Source organism: Ruegeria sp. AP11 (genome assembly GCF_056535865.1).
Genome location: NZ_JBQFJB010000001.1, coordinates 373880 through 393518 on the forward strand (window position 1 = coordinate 373880; position 19639 = coordinate 393518).

Sequence of the window (19639 nt, forward strand, 5' to 3'; positions counted from 1 at the left end):
TTATTGCAGCCTTTGTCAGTTTGGGCTAAGTGTGGCCATTCTACGCAGCAGGCATGATTGGCCGGTGGCAGCCCAAACCAGACATTCAACAGCGATGTTTGTTGATCCCGAGGAGCGGATTGGTCCGTTCATGCAACGATGCTACCAAAAGTGGAAACCGCGCATACAGCCAGTATCCGGGATATGAAAACCTTTCTATTCGGGCAATCCACCAGCAACCATCGCACCAAAATACCGGTCCTGGTCCTCAGTATGCATAAAGGGTGTGTTTCTGTGTGTAGAAACACGGAAGTCCGGCCGGATTTCGAGTAATTTCTTTGCTTCAACCTGTGCATCTTCCAGACGTCCCATTTCAGCAAGAGTTGCGACCAAGATACGGCGCGGAGGAAGCGACTTTGGATAAGTTGAGATACCGGTTTTTGCCAGCAGAATTGCCTGTTTGTAATCTCTGATTAAGAAATGAGAAAGGGCCGCGTTAAAATTGTACCAGCCGGGATAACGCGGGTTGACCTTTTTTGCCTTGTTGTTCCACTCAATCGCTTCGGCTGGCTCACCCATAAGCGACCGTAGAAAGCCCATACCATATAGAACCTCAGGATCATTGGGGTTCTCCCGTATTGCCCGCTGAAATGCCTGGTATGCGAGTTGATGATCGTGGTCAGCAAACAAATGTAGCTGGCCCAAGCGGTGTTGAACGCGATAGTCCGATTGATCCAGTTCTAACGCACGCTGTGCGTGCCTGCGGGCTTTGTTCAGCGCGGTTTCTGGATCGTCCGACCCACCAAAGCGCCAAAGACTAAGGTAGCGACCGCTCAATTCAATATGTGCAGAAAGGTAGTCTGGATCGAGCACTATGGCTCGTTCCAGTAGTTCAATTGCCTCTTGCCGACTCGCAGTATTCAGCAGCTTGCTTTTGGCGACAGCCCTCAGAAAAAGTTCATACGCTTCTAGATCATCGGTTGGCCGTTTCCTAAGCGAAGCGATTTCTTCTTCCTCAACTACAATTTTTAGGGTGGATGCGATTTCCCGAATAAGGTCGGCCTGAGCGGAAAACAATTCTTCGACGCCAACGTCATATTGTTCCGACCATAGAGCGTGCCCCGACTCTGTCTCTATCAGTGTTGAGTTAATCGAAATATTCTCGCCAACGCTCTGAACGCTACCTGACAGAACATATCGCACACCGAGCTCTCGACCTATTTCTCGCGGTTTGGCCAAGCTGTCCGCAAAGGTAATCGAAGTAGAACCAGCAATCACAAATAGCTGTGGAAACTTCGAAAGCTGCGTCGTGATTGCTGCTCCAAAACCTTCTGCCAGATAGCCGACCTCTTCAATTTTTGAGCGGTTCTCAAAGGGCAAAACGACGATGGACGGTTCGTCTGGGATGGCAAGCGCAAACTCCTCTTGTTCGGTCAGGGGTGCCACATCTCTGGATCGCCACCATACGACCGAAACCAGCACCAAACAGATGCATGCTGCACCGATTAGAGTTGGCGCCCACTTGGATATCGTTGGTTTCGTATGCGCAATTGGTTTTGATAAAGCCAAAGCCTTGGCCTTGTCATCCAGAACGATTTCGAAGGCTCGGACTGGTCTCTCTATGTTTTTGACTTCGGTCTCACCCAGATCCTCGAAATTCAGATCCAGCTTGTCCTGTACCTGGTCCCTTACGCTGCGGTGAATGCAAATACCTCCAGGCTCAGCCAAGCCTTCAAGTCGAGCGGCGACATTGACGCCATCACCATAAATGTCTCCATCCTCGGCAATCACATCTCCGATATTGATGCCGATCCGAAACACAATTCGTTCGCTTTCTGGAACGTCCGAATTTCGAGAGAGCATTTCGTTTTGAACAGAAACGGCAAATTTCATTGCCTGTACGGTGCTTTCGAACTCCAGTAGAGCACCATCACCTATCAATTTGATCGTCTTGCCACCATAACTCGCCGCAAAGGGGTCAATGAGTTCAGACCGATGCGACTTTAGTGCTGCCAGCGTCGCTGCCTCATCGCATTCCATCAGTCGCGAGTAGCCCACGACGTCAATACTCAAGATAGTGGTAAGGCGGCGTTCCACTCCCGTTCTCCCCTAGACCCAAGATTATCCATCCTGATCTATTGAATCCATAGTTCTGCTATTCGCCCTATACCAAATCGCATATTTGAGGCGCCGGTCAGGCTTCGACAAAGTCAGATTTTTCATGACGGAGACCAAGCATGGTAACCAATAGACGCTGACACTGTGTGGGCGATGAGGTGGTGCGTGGCGGTGTGGAGTATTCGTCATGCAAGCTTTAAATCTACCCGTCATTCGAGTTGGCCGATCTGCGTGGAACAAAGGTCGGGTTATTGGCCAGAAGCGCCCGCTTTTGCCAAGGCATGTCTGGGCAATACGCGTTCGCTTAAAAATTTCAGAAGATCATAGGAACTTAGCACTCTTCAATTTAGCAATAGATAGTAAGCTCCGTGGTTGCGATCTTGTTCGCCTTAAAGTTGCAGACGTATTTGCCGCTGGACAAGTAAAGGAACGCGCGTCTGTCAACCAAAGCAAGACAAAGATACCCGTTCGTTTTGAAATTAGTAGTGGTACGCGAAACTCGCTTTTGAATTGGCTGAAACAACCTGCGATGAAAAGATCCGAGTACTTGTGGCCAGGGCGTTTTCAGCATCGGCTGCATATTTCTACTCGTCAGTACGCGAGGTTGGTTCAGTCATGGGTCGCTTCGATTGGGCTTGATCCCAGCCAATATGGGACCCATTCAATGCGACGCACAAAAGTGGCGCAGATTTATCGTAGAACAGGTAACTTGCGAGCAGTGCAGCTATTGCTTGGTCACACCAAGATGGACAGTACAGTGCGTTACCTGGGTGTTGACATCGAAGACGCACTCGCCATCGCGGAAGCCACCGAGGTGTGATCCATCAGGCCGCTTTCGAGCGGCCTTTTTTGCGCGAACCCCGAGAGTAGAACTATCAGCCCAAACCGGACCTTCATCGTCGGGCTTTGCAAATCCCGAGAAGCGGACTTTGCCGACCTTCGATTTCGGGCCCTCGCTGACGCAGCATGCTTTCGCAATCGCGGCATGCCCATTACTGCGATGCAGCGTATGTCGCCGAAGCAGCCGTTCGAAGGCGTCGATCTGACTCGAACCGAGACCGCACCTTCGCTGCTGGCAGAGCCGACCATCGAGGAGCGGACGAAGCGGACAACGAAATTGCTCTGGTTAACGGTCTCTCACCAGTGAACCGCCTGATCCAAGATAGATCACCGAATTCCACATCTCTTCCGTCACTTTGCAGTTGCCGGTTCCTCTTCCTTGGTCGTCTGTTGGGCTGAGTCCCCCTGAGGCGGACCTCTTTGGGAAAGTCTGCTTTTCAATGTCGAAAAATATACTCCAAACTGCGTTCATCTTCATTAATACCTCCAGCGGGCTAGGTGCCCTTGAAGACTGCGCGACATTTTTCGTTGGGCGTGAGTGGCGGAACAGCTAAAAAGGGGGCAAATTCACCACTTTGGGAATTTTCCCGATGCCATTTTCGGTTCAGATCGTTGCCACCCCAGAAACCAGCGCCTCCAGCGTGTTTGGCCTGTATGACACTTTGGTGGCCGCAGGGCGGGATTGGGAACACCTGGTGAGCGGTGAGGAGCCTGATCCGGTGTTTGACGTTAGCCTCGTTGGCCCAGACACCGAGGGATTTCGTTGCGGAAGTGGCGTGTGGATCGCGCCAGACAAGACATTTAAGAACGCAGGCGACGCTGATCTTATTGTAGTTCCTGGACTGACAATTTCACCGCACGACCGGTTCGACCCCCAACAACATCCTTGTTTAGCGTGGCTTGCTAAGCGCGACTTGGCCAAGACGCGTATCGTGTCAGCCTGTACAGGGGCGGTTTATTTGGCGGAAATAGGTATTTTGGATGGGGTTGAAGCGACCACACATTGGGCTTGGGAAGGCCTTTTTCGGAGGTTTTATCCGAATGTGCGGCTTCGCATCGACCGTGGTCTTTGCTTTGCTGATGCGTCTCGCGGACCCGTAACGTCGGGTGGGACAACCGGGTGGCAGGAACTCGCTACGTTCCTGATCGCGCATTACGGCGGCACGCAAAGGGCGGTACGGGCAGCAAAAGTCTGGCTTATGGCCAACCGCGGAGAACTTCAGTCACCATTCAGTTCAATGATCACTACGGCACCCCATGCAGACGCCATAATCTCACGGGCTCAATTATGGATTTCTGAAAATTACGCCATCGATAACCCAGTCGCAGAAATGGCTAGACGTTCCGGGTTGCCGCCAACTACGTTTGCACGACGCTTTCGCAAAGCAACGAGTAAGTCACCGCAAGATTACGTTTTGGCGCTGCGTATTGAAGAGGCCCGTCAGTTGCTTGAAACTACCGACTGCTCCGTCGCGGAGGTTGGAGAAGCGGTTGGTTATACTGATACGCCGTCGTTTAGGAGATTGTTCAAGCGAAAGACAGGACTGAACCCTGTCGAACACCGCAAAATGTTCGGCCTATCTCGATTTTCTAGCTACACCTGACGGACGGCGTTCTAGATTGGTATTCCTATTGAATGCTAAGGGCTCGAAGCAGTTATTTGGTGACTTTATGATTAAGGTGTATTGGAGAACTCGGTCGCTGCCGTAGTTATTTCCAACCGGAAAGGAAACAGATTGGCCGATATCTTCCAAGCACTCGATCAATTGGATCGTGAAAGCGTGCAGAAAATCGCGGATCGTCTTGAATTTCGAGGCACCTTTCCTCCGTTTATTGCAATGCGAGAGCGGTATTTCTTTTGAATTCAGATACTTAACAGGGATTGCCAAGGACAACCATGCCACAATCTAGGGCTGCGATGATTGAGGTCTCCGCCCCAGATAGCAATGCTGTGTCTCTCGCCATGGCGTTCGCCAGCCCCACTCACTACTCCATGCGCAATTAGTAAGAGTTTCGGGGCTGGCTCATCGACCCGGCTTTAGGTCATACCAAGCGCTTCTTTGTACATTTCAAGAACGGCTTCTTCCTCGGCGATGTCGTCCTTGTCACGCTTGCGCATGGCGATCAGTTTCGTGAGCACACGAACATCGTAACCTCTGCCACGCGCTTCCGCTTTAACTTCTTTGATCTGATCCGAGAGGTCCTTTTTCTCGATTTCCAGCCGTTCTATCCGCTCTACAAACTGACGAAGTTCACCTGCGGTTACGCGATAGTTTTCTGATTGTGTGTCTTGATCCAAAAACCCGACCCTTTTTTGAGCTGCTTTCCGTTTTGCCCGAAAGCAAAGACTGTGAGTTGTTTATTGCTTTAACACCTAGAGTTGGCGTTAAGTCACATGTGTCCTAGTTAACTATTTGATTTTCCATCATGGTCACACAAAAATGGGGGTAAAAGTAGCCACGCGCCTTGGCTTCGGCCATGACCTCTTTTTGTTGATCGGCAATGTCTTTCTTTTCGGCCTCCAGACGTTCGAACCGTTCTACGAACTGGCGCAGCTCGCCTGCGGTCACGCGATAGTTGGCTGCGGCCTGATCTTCGGTGATGTCTTCCATCTACGTCTCTCCCAAGGGCTGAAATTGAGGTGCCGGATCACCGGGCAGTTTGCCGGATACATCGCTGCCCGTCTGACCGCAAGCTTGCATTCGGTACGGCAGGCTTGTCTGCCGCGCACTGATCCGCTAAGCGCGGTCACAGTTCACAAAGATGGTGATGGAAACCATGTTCGACATGATCGTCTGGGGCGGGGCCGCCCTGTCTCTGGCCGGGTTGCTTGGTCTTGTCTGGTGCATTCTGCGCGTGATGAAGGCGCGCAAATCCGGCCTGTCCGATGACGAATTACGCGCCGCCGTTCAGGCTGTTCTGCCCTGGAACCTTGCGTCTTTGTTCCTGTCCGTCATCGGATTGATGCTGGTCATCCTTGGCATTTCCTTTGGATGACCAACCGGGTCAAACCGGCATATTGTCGAACCGCGCTTCCAGCGCATCCTCAGCCAGCGCAGCATCCAGCCGCCGCAGCCGCGACGGGATCTGAACGCCCCGCGCCCGCATCTTGTCCAGCACCTTGCTGACACTGGGCTGCAGTGCCAGCCGCGTGTCCAGGCATGCACCGTCCAGCTTTTGTTCGAGTCGCTTTGCTTCGGTGTAGAGATCTTGAGCAGTCATTTGCGTCCTCCCACTTAATGCCACTCTGACTGATATACGTAACAGAAATAAGATCAACATGAGACCCGATCGAAGCTTCGCAAATTCTTGCCGAGAGACAGCAGAAAACCGGCGATGCATCGCGCCTCGCTTATAGGATAGGCAAACAAAAAGCGGTTTGCCTTGACAGACATCAATTCGTGATTTGGAACTCGCGTCACATTCGGCTATCAATATATGAAATCATCCCCACGGAGATCCTCATGACGCCCATTGTGAAAGCCTTCTTCGACCCACAGACCTTTACTGTGTCATATGTGGTGCAAGAACCCCAAGGTCAGGCCTGTGCCATTATCGACAGCGTTCTGGATTTCGATCATGCCTCTGGGCGCACCGATACGCATTCGGCGGACCAGATCATTGAGTATGTGCAAGAGCAGGGTCTCAAGGTCGAGTGGCTACTGGAAAGCCATGTCCACGCCGATCATCTGTCTGCCGCGCCCTATCTGCAGGAAAAGCTGGGCGGCAAAATCGGGATTGGCGAGAATATCGTCGTCGTGCAGGACACGTTCGGCAAAGTCTTCAACGAAGGGACCGAGTTCCAGCGCGATGGCAGCCAATTCGACGCGCTGTTTGCCGAAGGGTCCAGCTTTCACATCGGGCAGATGCGTGGGGATGTTCTGCACACGCCCGGTCATACTCCGGCCTGTATGACCTATGTCATCGGCGATGCCGCATTTGTGGGGGACACGCTGTTCATGCCCGATTTCGGCACCGCGCGCTGCGACTTCCCGGGGGGGTCGTCTGCGGATCTGTATGCCTCGATCCAGAAGATCCTGTCGCTGCCGGATGAGACGCGCATCTATGTCGGCCACGATTACAAAGCACCCGGTCGGGATGAATATGCCTGGGAGACCACGGTGGGCGAGCAAAAGGCGCTGAACATCCATATCGGTCAGGGCCGCAGCATCGAGGAATTCGTTGAAATGCGCGATGCCCGCGACGCCACACTGTCGATGCCGCGCCTGATCCTGCCCTCCTTGCAGGTCAATATGCGGGCCGGTCAGATGCCGCCTGCTGATGAAAAGGGCGATATCTTCATGAAAATTCCGGTCAACAAGCTGTAAGACCCAAAGAAAAGAGGAACCGACTATGATGATCGAATGGTTCTGGGGCCTTGCAGGAGGGCTGCTGATCGGCCTGGGTGCCGCCGTCTACCTGCTGTGTAATGGGCGCATCATGGGCGCCAGCGGCATTCTCGGCGGGTTGCTGGAACGCAGCGACCGCAGTGTGATGGCCGAACGGCTGGCGTTTCTGGCCGGGCTGATCGGGATGCCGTTTCTGCTGCGTCCGTTGATCGCACCGCAGACGCAAACTCATCTGACGGGCGATCTGGCCATTGTGATCATGGCCGGGCTGCTGGTGGGCGTGGGGACCCGTATCGCCAATGGCTGCACGTCCGGGCATGGGGTCTGCGGCATATCCCGGTTCTCGTTGCGGGGCATTGTCGCTACCGTGTTCTACATTCTGGCAGGCGGGCTGACGGTCGTCCTGTTTCGCCATACTTTGGGGGTGATCTGATGCGCGGTCTGTTTGCATTTCTCGCCGGATCTCTGTTCGGCACCGGGCTTTTGATTTCGGGCATGACCGACACCACCAAAGTTCAGGGCTGGCTGGACGTCTTCGGCAACTGGGACCCGACCCTGGCCTTCGTCATGGGCGGTGCGATATTGCCGATGCTGGTGGCCTGGCGCCTGACCCGCAAGGGTGCGCCAGTGGTGGGCGGTGCCTTTCCAACGCCGCCCCGGGTCGAACTTGATCGGCGGTTGATCGTCGGCTCGGTGCTGTTCGGCGTCGGCTGGGGATTGGCCGGTCTGTGCCCCGGCCCGGCGATGGCCTCGCTCAGCTATGGCGGAGTTGGCGGGATTGTGTTCCTGAGTGCGATGATTGCGGGCATGTTTGCTGCTCCGAAAGTGGGGGCGCAACTGGACAGGATGGCAAACGCGGCCTAAGCAACTGTCATGGAGATTCGACCGATTACCCCCCGCTATGCCGTCTCGCCTCAGATCACGATCGAGGACGTGCCAGCCATTGCCGAGGCAGGATTTGTCAAGGTGATCTGCAACCGTCCCAATGTCGAGGTACCACCAGATCAGCAATCCGATGCGATCGGTCAGGCCGTGCGTGACGCCGGGATGGAATATGAGGTGCTGGAACTGACACACCAGACGATGACACCGGAAAACGTCGCCCTGCAGCGTGACATGGCCGAGAATTGCAGCGGGCCTGTGCTGGCCTATTGCGCCTCGGGCACAAGGTGTTCGGTGGTCTGGGCATTGGGACAATGCGACCGGCTGAGCACGGACGATATCCTGGATGCGACCAGCAAGGCGGGCTACGCGCTGGATGGCCTGCGCCCGGCGCTGGATCAGATGAGAGGTCAGGGCTGAGGTCCTCAGCCCTCCCCTTCCTCGCCTGAAATACGGGCGAGTTGCGAAATCTCCGAAATCAACTGATCTGAGCCCATCGCCAACATGTCCCCTGCATCGGATGGATGGGCAATATCCAGACCATCCACCGTCTCGACGCTGTTCAATGCGGATTGCGCACTTCCGGTATCATGCAACGCGCCGGTCTGGCTGGCCATAAATGGCTGCGGCTCAACATGGGTCAGAGCCGCAGCCTGATGTTCGTTGATCCGAACGGCCCGCATACCGCCGCATTGCCCCAGCCGCCCAACCGCCAGCCGGCCCCGTTCGATGGTCAGAACCTGAACCTTGTCCAGCTTTGAGCCGGTCAGCCGCAGAACGTCTCCAACCGCCAGCGCGGACAATTCGGTCAATGGCAGAGAGATGCGGGACAGCACGGCCGTCAACTCGGCCCGCATTACCCCGGACGCCTGCTCCAGATTTCGTCCCGCGGGATCCGCTTGCGCGGCCTGCCCGTCGTCAGATGGCGGTGGGTCAGGCAGCACAAAGCAGATCTCGCCTTGCTGCGCCCCGCCGGCCAGTTCAACCGTCAGGTCCGCCACGCGATATCGATCATCCGCCATGGCAAGCGTCAACGCACGTACAGTCTCAGCCCGGGTACTATATTCAAAACCCGGCAGTATTTCCGCATCCACCGGGGCCTCAACAAGCGCGCAGGCACGGCCCATCATATCTTCGAACAGCGGTGCCGCCATCGCCGCATCCGTATCGGTAAAGGCGCGATCAGAGGGTGGGCCAGAAGTCACCATCCCGATTGTCTGCTGCTGAACAATGGCCGAGACACATCCCGGGTCCAAGCATATCGCCGCCGGCCCCGCCTGTGTGGTTGAAAAAACCAACAACAACCAGCCGTCCGGCACCTTATCGGCCAAATCCGCCTGTGCACGGCTGGACTGCTTCGCACCGATCACCGAGAGGGGCAGCCCAAACCCCTCACCCGCAGCCCGTGCCAGACTCAACCGCAGGGCACGCAGAATAGAACGCGGCGGCTCGGCCACACCTTCCTGACCTGCCGAAAGCTTCCGCGCCAAAGCTGTGTTGGCCTGACCTGTCATCGTTCGATTCCGCCATCTGTCGATCTTCAACCCTAGGTGTAGACCGCCGAGCGTTACGAATATCTTTATACGGTCGTTATTGCGCTGCCTGCCGATAGGCCAGCGGCAGGCTGACCCGGAAACCCGCACCGCCCTGCCCCGGCAGATAAGCAACCTCACCCCCGAGGCGCTGCATGATCTCGCGACAGATCGCCAGACCCAGCCCTGCACCGCCCGCCTTGTCAGATCCGACGCGGGCGAATTTCTCGAAAACCATCGATTGCGCCTCAAGCGGGATGCCGCTGCCATTGTCGATGAAATCGATCACCACCTGCCCGCCCACGTCATGAGCGGAAATGGTCAGCACCGGTTCAGCCGCATTGCAATATTTCTGCGCGTTCGAGATCAGGTTGATGAACACCTGCCCCAGTCGATCCAGATCGGTGTGCAGTTGAATGCGTTCGGTCGGTCGCACGCGTTTGACCGCCAGTTTCCGCTCGCCGCCCGCCAGCGCGCTCGACACTGCACGATCCAGAACCTGGCTCAAAGTCGCATCGCCCATGTTCAGACTGACCTGACCACTTTCCAGCACGCTCAGATCCAGAAGGTCATCCAGAAGGCGGGTCAGACGCAGCGCCTCGTCATGAATAATCGCGGCATAGCGGGTCTGCTCCGCATCGCTCAGACCATCGCTGTCGCGCATGATTTCCGAGAACGCGCGGATCGAGGTCATCGGAGTTCGCAATTCGTGACTGACCTGACTGAGAAAGGCATCCTTCTGCATCGAAACCTGAGTCAGTTTCGCATTCGCTTCACGCAATTGCCGGGCGGTGCGGCTGAGCTCGGTCGATTTCGCCTCAAGCTGGCCGGAATATTCAAGCAATTGGGCGGATTCGTCGGCCACCGCCAGCAGGTCCTCGACCGAGACCGAGGCACCGCCAACGATCTGACCGATCATCGCATGCGCGGTTGCCGCACCGACCGAGCCGCTCAACTCACGCTCGAGGCGTTCCAGAAACTGCGGCGTGGGTTCCGGCAGGCGTCCGGGGCGGCCATTCTGGCGTTCGGCCTCGGCCTGAAAGAACTCCTGCGCGGGCAGCGTGCCCAGAATCCGCTGGGTCATGATCATCAGGTCTTCGCTCTGCGCCACCGATCCGCTCCAGCCTCGCGGGGCAACAGAATGATCGAAAACATTGACGAATTGCGCGCCCTGCAGACGCTCAAGGGGGCTGGGGAAACTGAGCATCGAAGCAACGCAGAAGGCAATGGTATTCAACGACAAAGACCACATGACCGTGTGCACCATCGGATCGATTCCTTCGATCCCGAACAGGGCCTGCGGGCGCAGCCAGCCCCAGCCGAAGGGGCCGTTCTCGATCACCGACAAGGGGATCAGCCCACCGCCCATGCCGGGCAGCAGCAGCGTGTATATCCACAGAAGGAACCCGACGCTCAGCCCGACCAGCGCGCCGGTGCGGGTCGCCCCGCGCCAGAACAGACCACCCACGAGCGCAGGCAAAATCTGTGAAATCCCAGCAAAAGCCACCAACCCGATTGACGCCAACGCCGCACCGCCACCGGATAGCCGATAGTAGAAAAAGCCCAGCGCCATGATGACGGCAATCGACACCCGCCGCGCCATCAACACGATTGTCCGCACATCCCCCGAGATCGAGCCCGTGCCCTCTTGGGTATTCAGCCAGATCGGCATGACCACGTGATTTGACACCATGGTCGACAGCGCCATCGCCGTCACGATGACCATCGACGTGGCCGACGAAAAGCCACCAATGAAGGACAGCATCGCCAGCCAGTCATTGCCCTGAGACAGCGGCACCGTCAGCACGAACAAATCCGGGTTCGACCCTTCCGGCAACAGGTCCAGCCCGACCACGGCAATCGGCACCACAAACAGGCTCATCAACAGCAGATACAGCGGAAAGGCCCAGGCTGCGGTGCGCAGATGGCTCTCATCGTCGTTTTCAACGACCATCACCTGAAACATTCGCGGTAGGCAGACGAAGGCCGCTGCCGAAAGGAATATGAACGTGGTCCAGCGCCCCGCATCCACATGCCACTGACCGATTTCCGAGGCATCGATCCGGTCCATCATCGGCCCGATCCCACCGGCAATGCCCCAGACCACGAAGATACCAACCGCCAGCAGGGCAAACAGTTTGACCACCGATTCCAGCGCGATGGCCGTTACAACACCATGGTGCCGCTCATTCGCGTCCAGATTCCGGGTGCCGAACAGGATGGCAAACACCGCCAGCCCCGTGGCCACCCAGAACACGCTGGACCCTTCGCGATACAGACCGGTTGGGTCTGCCTCGGCAAAGATCGAGAAGGACAGCGTGATCGACTGCAACTGCAGCGCGATGTAGGGCGTACCGCCCAGAACGGCCAGAATGGTCACGCAGACCGCCAGCGTATTGGACTTGCCGTAACGAGATGAGATCAGGTCAGCGATTGAGGTCACACGCTGGCTGCGTCCAATCCGCACCAGCTTGCGCAGACCCCACCACCAGCTGACCATCACCAGTGTTGGCCCCAGATAGATGGTTACGAATTCCAGCCCCGACCGTGCGGCGTTTCCGACAGCGCCGTAGAAGGTCCAGGCGGTGCAGTAGATCGACAGCGACAGGGTATAGATCAGCGGTGAACGCAGCCACTTCCCGCCGCCGCGCGCGGCAAGCCGGTCAGCGGCAAAGGCTACACCGAAAAGCAGCACGACATAGCCCAGACAAACCAGAATCAGAACGTTCAGCGTTGCCATGGCTCTGCCTCGGGTTCGGCATTTTCACGCGCCGCCATACGTCTGGCGGCAAATCCGAAGATCAGGCTGATCAGGATCAGAACACCCCAGCACGCGAAGATATAGAACATCGCCGCCGACAGCGGCAGCGCCTCGGCCTCCTGACTGCTATCCGGCCACAGCAATGGCAGCGCCAGCATCGCCGCGCCCAGAAACGGCAGCAGCCGTGCCGCATCGGCCAGCCTGCGCCGGCGATAGCTTTGGCGTTCCAGAAACAGCGACGGCCGAACCGGCGCGGCGGACTCCTTGCCCTCGTCTGGCAGGCTCATGACCGCGAGGCCTGAGCGTGCAGGTCGCGCACCGCCGTCAGAACCTCGGTATTCGAGAACGGTTTGGTCATGAAGCGACTGACCCCGGCCTGTTCGGCCATCTCGCGGTCGCGGGATTGGCCGCGCGCGGTGAGCATCAGAACCGGCAGGCCCCGCATCTCATCGTGCTCGCGCAGATCACGCAAAATATCCATCCCGCTTTTGCCCGGCAGCATCACATCCAGAATGACCAGATCGGGCCGGGCGGCCAAAACTACCTGCACCGCATCCGTACCCTCGGCATGGGTTTCAACCTGCCAGCCCTCGCGCGTCAGCAGAAACCGGATCGCCTCGGTGATGTTGGGCTCATCCTCGATCAACAGAACCTTACGGCTCATATTTGCAATTCCTCCCCATGACCGATCGCACACGCGGCCACCTGTCCCGCCCAGATTAAGCGCTCTGTCTGGAAACTGTCAAAACCCTTCGCTCAGGATCGAAGGTTCGCGGCGGACGTTGCAGTCACGTTTCGGACAGATGCGGCAACTCGCCCCCGCCTGCGCCGAAGACTCGGACGGTTGCATCGTATCTTCGATTGGCAGCACCAACATGGTCGAGCGATACGCCGGCTCCTGCCCGAAAACGGTGACCGGTTGGGGTGTGGCGATGGCAAAGCACTCGAACTCAGCCGCCGTCCTCCCCAGCTGAACCATACGTTTGCGGATCGGCACCAGAGGGCGGTTCAGGGCCGTGAACAACGGCCACAGCGGGCAGGCTTCGCCATGACGTGGCAGCGCAAATCCCGGCGTCGGCTTGTAGAACAACACGCTGCCCGATGCGTCACAAATGACCAGACCCGCCGGGCGCGCCAATGTCCCCTCGGGCAGAAACGCCAACCGTCGCAGCACCGTCGCCAGATCGACGGAAAACGCCGCGGCAAGGGCCAGCGGGTCAGTGCTGGACGCATCCAATGCGGCCTCGACCTGCTCCAGCGGCATGGCCCGCGCATCCACGGCGTAGAGATCCAGCAGCTCGGCGGCAACCGTCCGGGCTGCGGACGATTCCAACTGCTCCAGAGACACATCAACGCTTAGCGCCCCGGCTTCGATTTCCGGGAAGTGAAACCCTTGCTCGGCAAAAAACGCCTCGACCGCATCCAGCGGGACACCTCGCAGGTCGCCCTGCCCCTCGCTGTCGTCCAGATAGGTCACCAACGCCTTGGAGCTTTCAGCCAGCCGTTCCGCATCCTGATGCAGATTGCTGTGAAAGCGGTCGCGCCACGCGGCCTCGATCTCACCGGGCTCGGCCAGAATGGCGGCGGTGGAGCGGATCGCGGCGGCGGTCGACAGCACCTCGTGCATGGATGCTGCCAGGTGCGGGTCGTGGGTCAACCGGTCCGACAGGGTTTCGACGGTGCGCTCAAGCGAAACCACGCGGCGGTGCATCTGCGCCAGAACACCTGACCAGCCGGGGAACCGCCCGGCAAACTCCTCAAGCGCATCCAACTCGGCCTGCTGGCCGACCGCATCCGCCGCCGCCTCGCGCAGCGCGGCGATCAGCGTCGTCTCGATCCCTTGCGTCAGCAGTGACGGCTCGACCGACAGCGCCGAGGCGATATCAACCAGCAGCTTGCCCCCGATGCGGCGGCGATTGTGCTCGATCAGGTTCAGATATGAGGCCGAAATCCCCACCTGCCGCGCCAATTCGGCCTGACGCAACCCCGAAATCTGCCGCCTTTCGCGTATCCGGCTGCCGGTCAGAGTGTCTCGCATCGCCGCTGGACCTTTGAAACTGTCACATCTTTTTGCAGAATTAGTGTATGATTTTTATCAGTTGCATCGGTATTTTCAAAGCTAATTTACAACCTTAACAAATCCCGACGAACGGAGGCGACCAAACCTGCGTCCCTCCCCTTCTCTTTCTGCAAAATACGCGTCACCATAGGTATATGAGCGATCCCGCCTTCGAATATGCCCCCATCGGCCTTGTCGAGTTGGAAAACCGGATTATCCGCCGTTGCAATCTGCAATTCGCGCGGACCTTCGGCGGCGATGAGGCCGACTATCGCAACATGCCCCTGCTGCACCTTTACCCATCGGTCGCCGACTGGGAGCGGATCGGTGCGCGCAGCCTGCAGGTGATGCGCGATACCGGCTATTACACCGACGAACGGGTCATGCGCCGCCGCGATGGAGATCTGTTCTGGTGCCGCGCACGCGGGCGGTCGCTGACACCCGATGATCCCTTCCGCCACGGAATCTGGAGCTTCTCGGACATATCCGAAGAACGCCCGCTGGTCGAACTGACGGCGCGCGAGCGCGAAGTGGCGATCCTGTCCTGCCGGGGCCTGTCGGCCAAGGAGATCGGCGCTGAACTGGGGCTGAGCTATCGCACGATCGAGGCCTACCGTGCCCGGTTGCTGGAAAAATTCGGTGCCCGGAAACTACCCGAACTGGTGGCCAAACTGTCAGGGACGCCTTTGTAAGCGCCAGCGCGTTCGAAACCGACCGCGAAACCCCCGGATTTTCAGGGTGAAACGACGCTTTTCATGGCGGTCCGCTTAGCATATAACCCAGCGTAATCAAACCAAGCCCGCGAAAACAGACGGGCATAGGGGAACCTTCGAGGACACTCATGACAGATACCAAACACGAAGCGGATGTGGCGTTCATCAAGGCACTGGCCGAATTGCTGCGCGAGAACGATCTGACCGAGCTGCAGGTCAAACGCGAATATGGCGAGGAAGACAGCCTGAATGTCCGCGTCAGCCGTATGTCGCAGACCGTCGCTGCCCCGGTTCAGGTTGCGGTTCCGGCTGCAGCACCCGCTGCGCCTGCCGCAGCACCTGCACCGGCCGCCGCCGAGGCGCCCGCAGCAGTGGATGATCCCGCCAGCCACCCCGGCGCGGTCACCTCGCCCATGGTCGGCACCGTCTACATGCAGCCCGAACCGGGCGCGCCCGCGTTTATCAGTGTCGGGGCCTCAGTCTCGGAAGGTGACACGCTGCTGATCGTCGAGGCGATGAAGACCATGAACCACATCCACGCGCCCAAATCGGGCACCATCAAACGCATTCTGGTCGGCGATGGCGACGCTGTGGAGTTCGGCACGCCTCTGGTCATCGTTGAGTAAGGCGGGCCCATGTTCGACAAAATCCTGATTGCCAACCGAGGCGAGATTGCCCTGCGCGTGATCCGCGCCGCGCGCGAGATGGGTATCAAGACGGTTGCCGTGCATTCGACCGCCGACAGCGACGCGATGCATGTGCGCATGGCCGACGAATCGGTCTGCATCGGCCCGCCGCCCAGCCCGCAAAGCTATCTGTCGGTGCCCGCGATCATCTCGGCCTGCGAAATCACCGGCGCACAGGCGATCCACCCCGGCTATGGCTTTCTGTCAGAGAATGCCGAGTTCGTGCAGATCGTCGAGGACCACGGCATCACCTTCATCGGCCCCACCGCCGAACATATCCGCGTGATGGGCGACAAGATCACCGCGAAGGACACGATGAAGGCGCTGGGTGTGCCCTGCGTTCCGGGCTCGGACGGTGGCGTTCCCAATCTGGCCGAGGCCAAGCGCATCGGTGAGGAATTCGGCTATCCCGTCATCATCAAGGCCACCGCCGGTGGCGGCGGTCGCGGCATGAAAGTCGCGATGAACGCCGATGAGATGGAAAGCGCCTTCATGACCGCACGCGCCGAGGGCAAAGCCGCCTTCGGCAATGACGAGGTCTATATCGAGAAATACCTGACTACACCGCGCCACATCGAGATTCAGGTCTTTGGCGATGGCAAGGGCAAGGCGGTACATCTGGGCGAACGCGACTGTTCGTTACAGCGCCGCCACCAGAAGGTATTCGAAGAGGCCCCCGGCCCCTGCATCACCCCGGAAGAACGCGCCAGGATCGGTAAAATCTGTGCCGACGCCGTGGCCAAGATCAACTATATCGGCGCGGGCACCATCGAGTTTCTGTATGAAAATGGCGAGTTCTATTTCATCGAAATGAACACCCGCCTGCAGGTGGAGCACCCCGTCACCGAAGGCATCTTCGGCGTCGATCTGGTGCGCGAGCAAATTCTCGTCGCCGCTGGCGAGGACATGTCGTTTGGGCAGGATGATCTTGAGATCAACGGCCACGCCATCGAGGTTCGGATCAACGCTGAAAAACTGCCCAACTTCTCGCCCTGCCCGGGCAAGATCAGCGCCTATCACGCGCCCGGCGGTCTGGGTGTGCGCATGGATTCAGCGCTTTATGACGGCTACTCGATCCCGCCCTACTATGACTCGCTGATCGCCAAACTGATCGTTCAGGGCCGCGACCGGGCCGAGGCGCTGGCACGTCTGGACCGCGCGTTGGGAGAGCTGATCGTCGACGGCATCGACACCACCGTTCCCCTGTTCCACGCGCTACTGCAAGAGCCTGATATCCACAGCGGAAACTATAACATCCACTGGCTGGAGAAGTGGCTTGCGGAGAACATGGCCCAATAAGAACACGGGGTTGGAGGGCGATCGCCTTCCGGCCCCCGGGCATCCGGCATGAGCCTTTCCCCCGAACTTCTGCTGCATGGCTATTCCATCGGAATATTTCCGATGGCCGAACACCGTGACGACCCCGAACTGTTCTGGGTCGATCCCAAGTTTCGCGGCGTGTTCCCACTGGACGGTTTCCATATCTCGCGCAGTCTGGCGCGGCGCATTCGCACATGTGGGTTCACGATCAGCATCAATCACGACTTTGCGGGCGTGGTGGATGGCTGCGCCGACCGTGCGGACACCTGGATCAACCCCGAACTGCGTCGGCTTTATCAGGAACTGCACAACAGCAGCCATGCCCACTCTCTGGAGGTCTGGGACCAGGGTGTCCTGATCGGCGGGGTTTATGGCGTGGTTGTGGGCGCTGCTTTTTTCGGCGAAAGCATGTTCTCGCGCCGCACGGACGCATCAAAAATCGCACTGGCATATCTGGTAGACCGACTGCGTCAGGCCGGGTTTGTCCTGTTTGACACACAGTTTCTGACCGCTCATCTCGCCTCACTGGGCGCTATCGAGATCCCGCGCGCAGCCTATCACCGCGAATTGAAGCGGGCGCTTGAGGTCGATGCGGATTTCACCGCCGAACTACGGCAAACCCCTCAGGGCGTCATACAGCGGATCACCCAGACATCGTAACGCGCATGATCCAGCGCGTTCAGCGCCGGAGAAGTGGCGATCATCCAGCCATCGAACAGTTGCTGCGCCTTGCCCTGCTCCCAAATGGTCAGATAGGCAAAGGCGTCGCCGGTGGGGTTCTCTGCCGGATAGCGGCAATCACCCAAGGCGACATCCAGACCGAACACAGTCGCTGTCTGCCCGTTCAACACCTCGACATCGACCGTCTGGCCGCTGACTTTGTCCAGTCCGCGCAACATCGCGCCTGGTCCGGATTCGACCTTCTGCTGGGCCGAGGCCACACCAGCCGACAGTAGTACAGCCATCAGAGCCGTGCGGATCATTCGCTGCCGTCCCCGGCCACGAACTTCACCAGCAACGAGATCAGGCTCACCGCACCTTGCGTGTCCGTAATCTCGTCACCTGCCTCGAAATAGAACGGAGAGCCGCCCGGCATTACCTCGACAAAATTGCCACCCAGCAGCCCCTCGGACGAGATAACAATCGCGCTGTCATCGGGGATCAGAATACCATCGGCCACGGAAAACCGTGTATCCGCGCGATAGGTATCAGCGTTCAGTGTAACACCGGTCACCGTCCCGATCTTGACACCTGCAAGCCGCACATCCGTGCCGACCCCCACGCCCTCAAGCGAGCGGAAGGACGCGCCAAGCTCATATCCGGCACTGGATTGGGACAGGCCGGTGGACTGGCTGGCATAGACGCCAAACGCGACGGCGCAGGCCAGCACGATCCCGCCGACAACAACTTCGGTCTTGGTATGAGCAGACATCGCTTATTCCGGGCTCCACGCCTCGTAATCGCTGCGTTCAACCGGGTCGGGACGACGCAGCGACCCCGCCGGTGCATAGGCCAGCGCAGTTCCGGTCAGGTTTTCCTGATGCGGCTTTTCCCAGGACTTGTGCGCCAAGGGCTTGTCGGTGGGCGGCTCGACCCAGGTGCGGTGCAGCCAGCCATGCCAGTCAGGATCAATCCGGCTGGCCTCGGCCTCACCATTGAAGATCACCCAGCGCTTGCTGTCGTCGGCAGTGCGATAAAACACATTACCTTCATTGTCTTCGCCGACCTTCACGCCCTTGCGCGCAGTGAAGATCTGCGTATTCAGGGTGGCTCCGTTCCACCAGGTCACGGCCCGCAAAAGACTGTTCAGGATACCCATCGGCTGCCTCCGGCATTTCTGTTCCCGCAGATATGGACCAAAGGCACGCCAAGGTCCAGTGCCTCGGGGCTGCTCTGCGTCATTCCGGCAGAATAGCGGTCACTTCAATTTCGATACGGTACTTGGGGTCGATCAGACCGCACTCAATCATCGTCGCTGCGGGCGGGTTTTCTCCGAATGTCTCGGCCAGCAAAGGCCAGCAGGGTGCAAACTCGGCACGATCCGGCAACATGTAGGTCACACGCACCACATCCGCGAACGAAGCCCCCGCTTCGGCCAGCGCGCCTTGGATAGTCGCCAGCGCCGAACGGCACTGTTCGACAACCGTATCGCCCTGCCCCACGGTGCCGGCCACATGCACCCAGCCGCCCGCCACAACGGCCCGGCAATACCCTACCTTGGCCTCAAACTCGCCGCCGGAAGATATGCGCCTGATTGTCATGATGCACCTCTCAATAAACGCATGTGATTGTGGAAAGCGCGCTGCAATTGCGAGGCTCTGCCTCGCGCTCCGGAATACTTTTAGCCAGATGAAGAACGAATCCCCAGCTTCATCTGGCCCCAAATATCTTGGGGGAGTC

General features: G+C 58.2%; 25 protein-coding genes. 12 read left to right on the top strand and 13 right to left on the bottom strand.

Translation table 11 applies throughout. The features are described 5' to 3' along the window. Positions 1 to 195 precede the first annotated feature (195 nt). Positions 196 to 2076 carry a tetratricopeptide repeat protein gene (locus ACR3E4_RS01965; RefSeq protein ID WP_480535952.1) on the bottom strand — a complete coding sequence of 627 codons (1881 nt, stop codon included), beginning with the start codon at positions 2074 to 2076 and terminating at the stop codon, positions 196 to 198. A gap of 208 nt (positions 2077 to 2284) precedes the next feature. Here ACR3E4_RS01965 and ACR3E4_RS01970 point away from each other — a divergent pair, with 208 nt between their 5' ends. The 3 genes from ACR3E4_RS01970 to ACR3E4_RS01980 all read left to right on the top strand — a co-directional run bounded on the left by ACR3E4_RS01970 (position 2285) and on the right by ACR3E4_RS01980 (position 4799). Next, on the top strand, positions 2285 to 2917 hold the full coding sequence (locus ACR3E4_RS01970; protein WP_480535950.1) for a tyrosine-type recombinase/integrase: 633 nt from the start codon (positions 2285 to 2287) through the stop codon (positions 2915 to 2917). A 610-nt stretch (positions 2918 to 3527) separates the two neighbouring features. Next, the gene (locus ACR3E4_RS01975; RefSeq protein ID WP_480535949.1) at positions 3528 to 4541 is read left to right on the top strand and encodes a GlxA family transcriptional regulator; all 1014 of its coding nucleotides are present in this window, start codon (positions 3528 to 3530) and stop codon (positions 4539 to 4541) included. Positions 4542 to 4673: 132 nt separating this feature from the next. Then, on the top strand, positions 4674 to 4799 hold the full coding sequence (locus ACR3E4_RS01980; RefSeq protein WP_480535948.1) for a hypothetical protein: 126 nt from the start codon (positions 4674 to 4676) through the stop codon (positions 4797 to 4799). Between the two features lie 176 nt (positions 4800 to 4975). On the opposite strand, the gene ACR3E4_RS01985 is transcribed toward ACR3E4_RS01980, so the two are convergent. Beyond that, positions 4976 to 5236: a DUF2312 domain-containing protein gene (locus tag ACR3E4_RS01985; protein ID WP_170804684.1), complete on the bottom strand. Its 261-nt coding sequence runs from the start codon at positions 5234 to 5236 to the stop codon at positions 4976 to 4978. A 103-nt stretch (positions 5237 to 5339) separates the two neighbouring features. Then, positions 5340 to 5549: a DUF2312 domain-containing protein gene (locus ACR3E4_RS01990; protein ID WP_480535947.1), complete on the bottom strand. Its 210-nt coding sequence runs from the start codon at positions 5547 to 5549 to the stop codon at positions 5340 to 5342. A gap of 166 nt (positions 5550 to 5715) precedes the next feature. Here ACR3E4_RS01990 and ACR3E4_RS01995 point away from each other — a divergent pair, with 166 nt between their 5' ends. After that, a complete protein-coding gene (locus ACR3E4_RS01995) occupies positions 5716 to 5934 on the top strand; it encodes a hypothetical protein (protein WP_480535967.1) in 219 nt (72 codons plus the stop codon). A gap of 9 nt (positions 5935 to 5943) precedes the next feature. On the opposite strand, the gene ACR3E4_RS02000 is transcribed toward ACR3E4_RS01995, so the two are convergent. After that, on the bottom strand, positions 5944 to 6159 hold the full coding sequence (locus ACR3E4_RS02000; RefSeq protein ID WP_480535945.1) for a hypothetical protein: 216 nt from the start codon (positions 6157 to 6159) through the stop codon (positions 5944 to 5946). Positions 6160 to 6401: 242 nt separating this feature from the next. Here ACR3E4_RS02000 and ACR3E4_RS02005 point away from each other — a divergent pair, with 242 nt between their 5' ends. From ACR3E4_RS02005 to ACR3E4_RS02020, 4 genes are read left to right on the top strand one after another with little or no spacing between them, the layout of a single operon-like run. Beyond that, positions 6402 to 7265 carry an MBL fold metallo-hydrolase gene (locus tag ACR3E4_RS02005; protein WP_480535944.1) on the top strand — a complete coding sequence of 288 codons (864 nt, stop codon included), beginning with the start codon at positions 6402 to 6404 and terminating at the stop codon, positions 7263 to 7265. A gap of 25 nt (positions 7266 to 7290) precedes the next feature. Next, a complete protein-coding gene (locus ACR3E4_RS02010) occupies positions 7291 to 7719 on the top strand; it encodes a YeeE/YedE family protein (RefSeq protein WP_480535943.1) in 429 nt (142 codons plus the stop codon). After that, positions 7719 to 8150 (top strand): DUF6691 family protein, encoded by a 432-nt coding sequence (locus tag ACR3E4_RS02015; protein ID WP_480535941.1) that lies wholly within the window; start codon positions 7719 to 7721, stop codon positions 8148 to 8150. Before ACR3E4_RS02010 ends, ACR3E4_RS02015 begins: the two co-directional genes overlap by 1 nt. Positions 8151 to 8159: 9 nt before the next feature. Then, positions 8160 to 8588: a protein tyrosine phosphatase family protein gene (locus ACR3E4_RS02020; RefSeq protein WP_480535939.1), complete on the top strand. Its 429-nt coding sequence runs from the start codon at positions 8160 to 8162 to the stop codon at positions 8586 to 8588. Positions 8589 to 8593: 5 nt separating this feature from the next. On the opposite strand, the gene ACR3E4_RS02025 is transcribed toward ACR3E4_RS02020, so the two are convergent. The 5 genes from ACR3E4_RS02025 to ACR3E4_RS02045 all read right to left on the bottom strand — a co-directional run bounded on the left by ACR3E4_RS02025 (position 8594) and on the right by ACR3E4_RS02045 (position 14499). Then, complete coding sequence (locus ACR3E4_RS02025; RefSeq protein ID WP_480535938.1) at positions 8594 to 9682, bottom strand: FliM/FliN family flagellar motor switch protein; 1089 nt, start codon at positions 9680 to 9682, stop codon at positions 8594 to 8596. A 76-nt stretch (positions 9683 to 9758) separates the two neighbouring features. Beyond that, positions 9759 to 12440, bottom strand: a complete 2682-nt coding sequence (locus ACR3E4_RS02030; RefSeq protein ID WP_480535937.1) for an ATP-binding protein — start codon at positions 12438 to 12440, stop codon at positions 9759 to 9761. Then, the gene (locus ACR3E4_RS02035; protein ID WP_480535936.1) at positions 12428 to 12748 is read right to left on the bottom strand and encodes a hypothetical protein; all 321 of its coding nucleotides are present in this window, start codon (positions 12746 to 12748) and stop codon (positions 12428 to 12430) included. The genes ACR3E4_RS02030 and ACR3E4_RS02035 overlap by 13 nt, the downstream gene beginning before the upstream one ends. After that, positions 12745 to 13125, bottom strand: a complete 381-nt coding sequence (locus ACR3E4_RS02040) for a response regulator transcription factor (RefSeq protein WP_480535935.1) — start codon at positions 13123 to 13125, stop codon at positions 12745 to 12747. Before ACR3E4_RS02040 ends, ACR3E4_RS02035 begins: the two co-directional genes overlap by 4 nt. A 78-nt stretch (positions 13126 to 13203) precedes the next feature. After that, positions 13204 to 14499, bottom strand: a complete 1296-nt coding sequence (locus tag ACR3E4_RS02045; protein ID WP_480535934.1) for a helix-turn-helix domain-containing protein — start codon at positions 14497 to 14499, stop codon at positions 13204 to 13206. A gap of 176 nt (positions 14500 to 14675) precedes the next feature. On the opposite strand from ACR3E4_RS02045, the gene ACR3E4_RS02050 reads away from it, so the two are divergent. The 4 genes from ACR3E4_RS02050 to aat all read left to right on the top strand — a co-directional run bounded on the left by ACR3E4_RS02050 (position 14676) and on the right by aat (position 17899). Then, complete coding sequence (locus tag ACR3E4_RS02050; protein WP_170671697.1) at positions 14676 to 15212, top strand: LuxR C-terminal-related transcriptional regulator; 537 nt, start codon at positions 14676 to 14678, stop codon at positions 15210 to 15212. 149 nt (positions 15213 to 15361) lie between these two features. After that, positions 15362 to 15859, top strand: a complete 498-nt coding sequence (gene accB, locus ACR3E4_RS02055) for an acetyl-CoA carboxylase biotin carboxyl carrier protein (RefSeq protein ID WP_480535932.1) — start codon at positions 15362 to 15364, stop codon at positions 15857 to 15859. 9 nt (positions 15860 to 15868) lie between these two features. Beyond that, entirely contained in the window at positions 15869 to 17218 is a 1350-nt protein-coding gene (gene accC, locus ACR3E4_RS02060; RefSeq protein ID WP_480535931.1) for an acetyl-CoA carboxylase biotin carboxylase subunit, read from the top strand. Between the two features lie 48 nt (positions 17219 to 17266). Further along, positions 17267 to 17899 carry a leucyl/phenylalanyl-tRNA--protein transferase gene (gene aat / locus ACR3E4_RS02065; RefSeq protein WP_480535930.1) on the top strand — a complete coding sequence of 211 codons (633 nt, stop codon included), beginning with the start codon at positions 17267 to 17269 and terminating at the stop codon, positions 17897 to 17899. Here the strand turns inward: aat and ACR3E4_RS02070 are convergent. The 4 genes from ACR3E4_RS02070 to ACR3E4_RS02085 all read right to left on the bottom strand — a co-directional run bounded on the left by ACR3E4_RS02070 (position 17863) and on the right by ACR3E4_RS02085 (position 19500). Next, entirely contained in the window at positions 17863 to 18222 is a 360-nt protein-coding gene (locus tag ACR3E4_RS02070; protein ID WP_480535928.1) for a DUF2155 domain-containing protein, read from the bottom strand. The genes aat and ACR3E4_RS02070 overlap by 37 nt on opposite strands. Beyond that, positions 18219 to 18671, bottom strand: a complete 453-nt coding sequence (gene mlaD / locus ACR3E4_RS02075) for an outer membrane lipid asymmetry maintenance protein MlaD (protein WP_480535927.1) — start codon at positions 18669 to 18671, stop codon at positions 18219 to 18221. Before mlaD ends, ACR3E4_RS02070 begins: the two co-directional genes overlap by 4 nt. Positions 18672 to 18674: 3 nt before the next feature. Further along, a complete protein-coding gene (locus ACR3E4_RS02080; RefSeq protein ID WP_480535926.1) occupies positions 18675 to 19058 on the bottom strand; it encodes an NADH:ubiquinone oxidoreductase subunit NDUFA12 in 384 nt (127 codons plus the stop codon). A gap of 79 nt (positions 19059 to 19137) precedes the next feature. Next, positions 19138 to 19500: a RidA family protein gene (locus ACR3E4_RS02085; RefSeq protein ID WP_480535924.1), complete on the bottom strand. Its 363-nt coding sequence runs from the start codon at positions 19498 to 19500 to the stop codon at positions 19138 to 19140. Between the last annotated feature and the right edge of the window lie 139 nt (positions 19501 to 19639).

What these genes read in the sequence shown, in the direction of transcription:
- ACR3E4_RS01970 (WP_480535950.1), top strand. Translation starts at nt 2,285, where the DNA reads ATGCAAGCTTTAAATCTACCCGTCATTCGAGTTGGCCGATCTGCGTGG.
- ACR3E4_RS01975 (WP_480535949.1), top strand. Translation starts at nt 3,528, where the DNA reads ATGCCATTTTCGGTTCAGATCGTTGCCACCCCAGAAACCAGCGCCTCC.
- ACR3E4_RS01990 (WP_480535947.1), bottom strand. Translation starts at nt 5,549, where the DNA reads ATGGAAGACATCACCGAAGATCAGGCCGCAGCCAACTATCGCGTGACC.
- ACR3E4_RS01995 (WP_480535967.1), top strand. Translation starts at nt 5,716, where the DNA reads ATGTTCGACATGATCGTCTGGGGCGGGGCCGCCCTGTCTCTGGCCGGG.
- ACR3E4_RS02000 (WP_480535945.1), bottom strand. Translation starts at nt 6,159, where the DNA reads ATGACTGCTCAAGATCTCTACACCGAAGCAAAGCGACTCGAACAAAAG.
- ACR3E4_RS02005 (WP_480535944.1), top strand. Translation starts at nt 6,402, where the DNA reads ATGACGCCCATTGTGAAAGCCTTCTTCGACCCACAGACCTTTACTGTG.
- ACR3E4_RS02010 (WP_480535943.1), top strand. Translation starts at nt 7,291, where the DNA reads ATGATGATCGAATGGTTCTGGGGCCTTGCAGGAGGGCTGCTGATCGGC.
- ACR3E4_RS02015 (WP_480535941.1), top strand. Translation starts at nt 7,719, where the DNA reads ATGCGCGGTCTGTTTGCATTTCTCGCCGGATCTCTGTTCGGCACCGGG.
- ACR3E4_RS02020 (WP_480535939.1), top strand. Translation starts at nt 8,160, where the DNA reads ATGGAGATTCGACCGATTACCCCCCGCTATGCCGTCTCGCCTCAGATC.
- ACR3E4_RS02025 (WP_480535938.1), bottom strand. Translation starts at nt 9,682, where the DNA reads ATGACAGGTCAGGCCAACACAGCTTTGGCGCGGAAGCTTTCGGCAGGT.
- ACR3E4_RS02030 (WP_480535937.1), bottom strand. Translation starts at nt 12,440, where the DNA reads ATGGCAACGCTGAACGTTCTGATTCTGGTTTGTCTGGGCTATGTCGTG.
- ACR3E4_RS02035 (WP_480535936.1), bottom strand. Translation starts at nt 12,748, where the DNA reads ATGAGCCTGCCAGACGAGGGCAAGGAGTCCGCCGCGCCGGTTCGGCCG.
- ACR3E4_RS02040 (WP_480535935.1), bottom strand. Translation starts at nt 13,125, where the DNA reads ATGAGCCGTAAGGTTCTGTTGATCGAGGATGAGCCCAACATCACCGAG.
- ACR3E4_RS02045 (WP_480535934.1), bottom strand. Translation starts at nt 14,499, where the DNA reads ATGCGAGACACTCTGACCGGCAGCCGGATACGCGAAAGGCGGCAGATT.
- ACR3E4_RS02050 (WP_170671697.1), top strand. Translation starts at nt 14,676, where the DNA reads ATGAGCGATCCCGCCTTCGAATATGCCCCCATCGGCCTTGTCGAGTTG.
- accB (WP_480535932.1), top strand. Translation starts at nt 15,362, where the DNA reads ATGACAGATACCAAACACGAAGCGGATGTGGCGTTCATCAAGGCACTG.
- accC (WP_480535931.1), top strand. Translation starts at nt 15,869, where the DNA reads ATGTTCGACAAAATCCTGATTGCCAACCGAGGCGAGATTGCCCTGCGC.
- aat (WP_480535930.1), top strand. Translation starts at nt 17,267, where the DNA reads ATGAGCCTTTCCCCCGAACTTCTGCTGCATGGCTATTCCATCGGAATA.
- ACR3E4_RS02070 (WP_480535928.1), bottom strand. Translation starts at nt 18,222, where the DNA reads ATGATCCGCACGGCTCTGATGGCTGTACTACTGTCGGCTGGTGTGGCC.
- mlaD (WP_480535927.1), bottom strand. Translation starts at nt 18,671, where the DNA reads ATGTCTGCTCATACCAAGACCGAAGTTGTTGTCGGCGGGATCGTGCTG.
- ACR3E4_RS02080 (WP_480535926.1), bottom strand. Translation starts at nt 19,058, where the DNA reads ATGGGTATCCTGAACAGTCTTTTGCGGGCCGTGACCTGGTGGAACGGA.
- ACR3E4_RS02085 (WP_480535924.1), bottom strand. Translation starts at nt 19,500, where the DNA reads ATGACAATCAGGCGCATATCTTCCGGCGGCGAGTTTGAGGCCAAGGTA.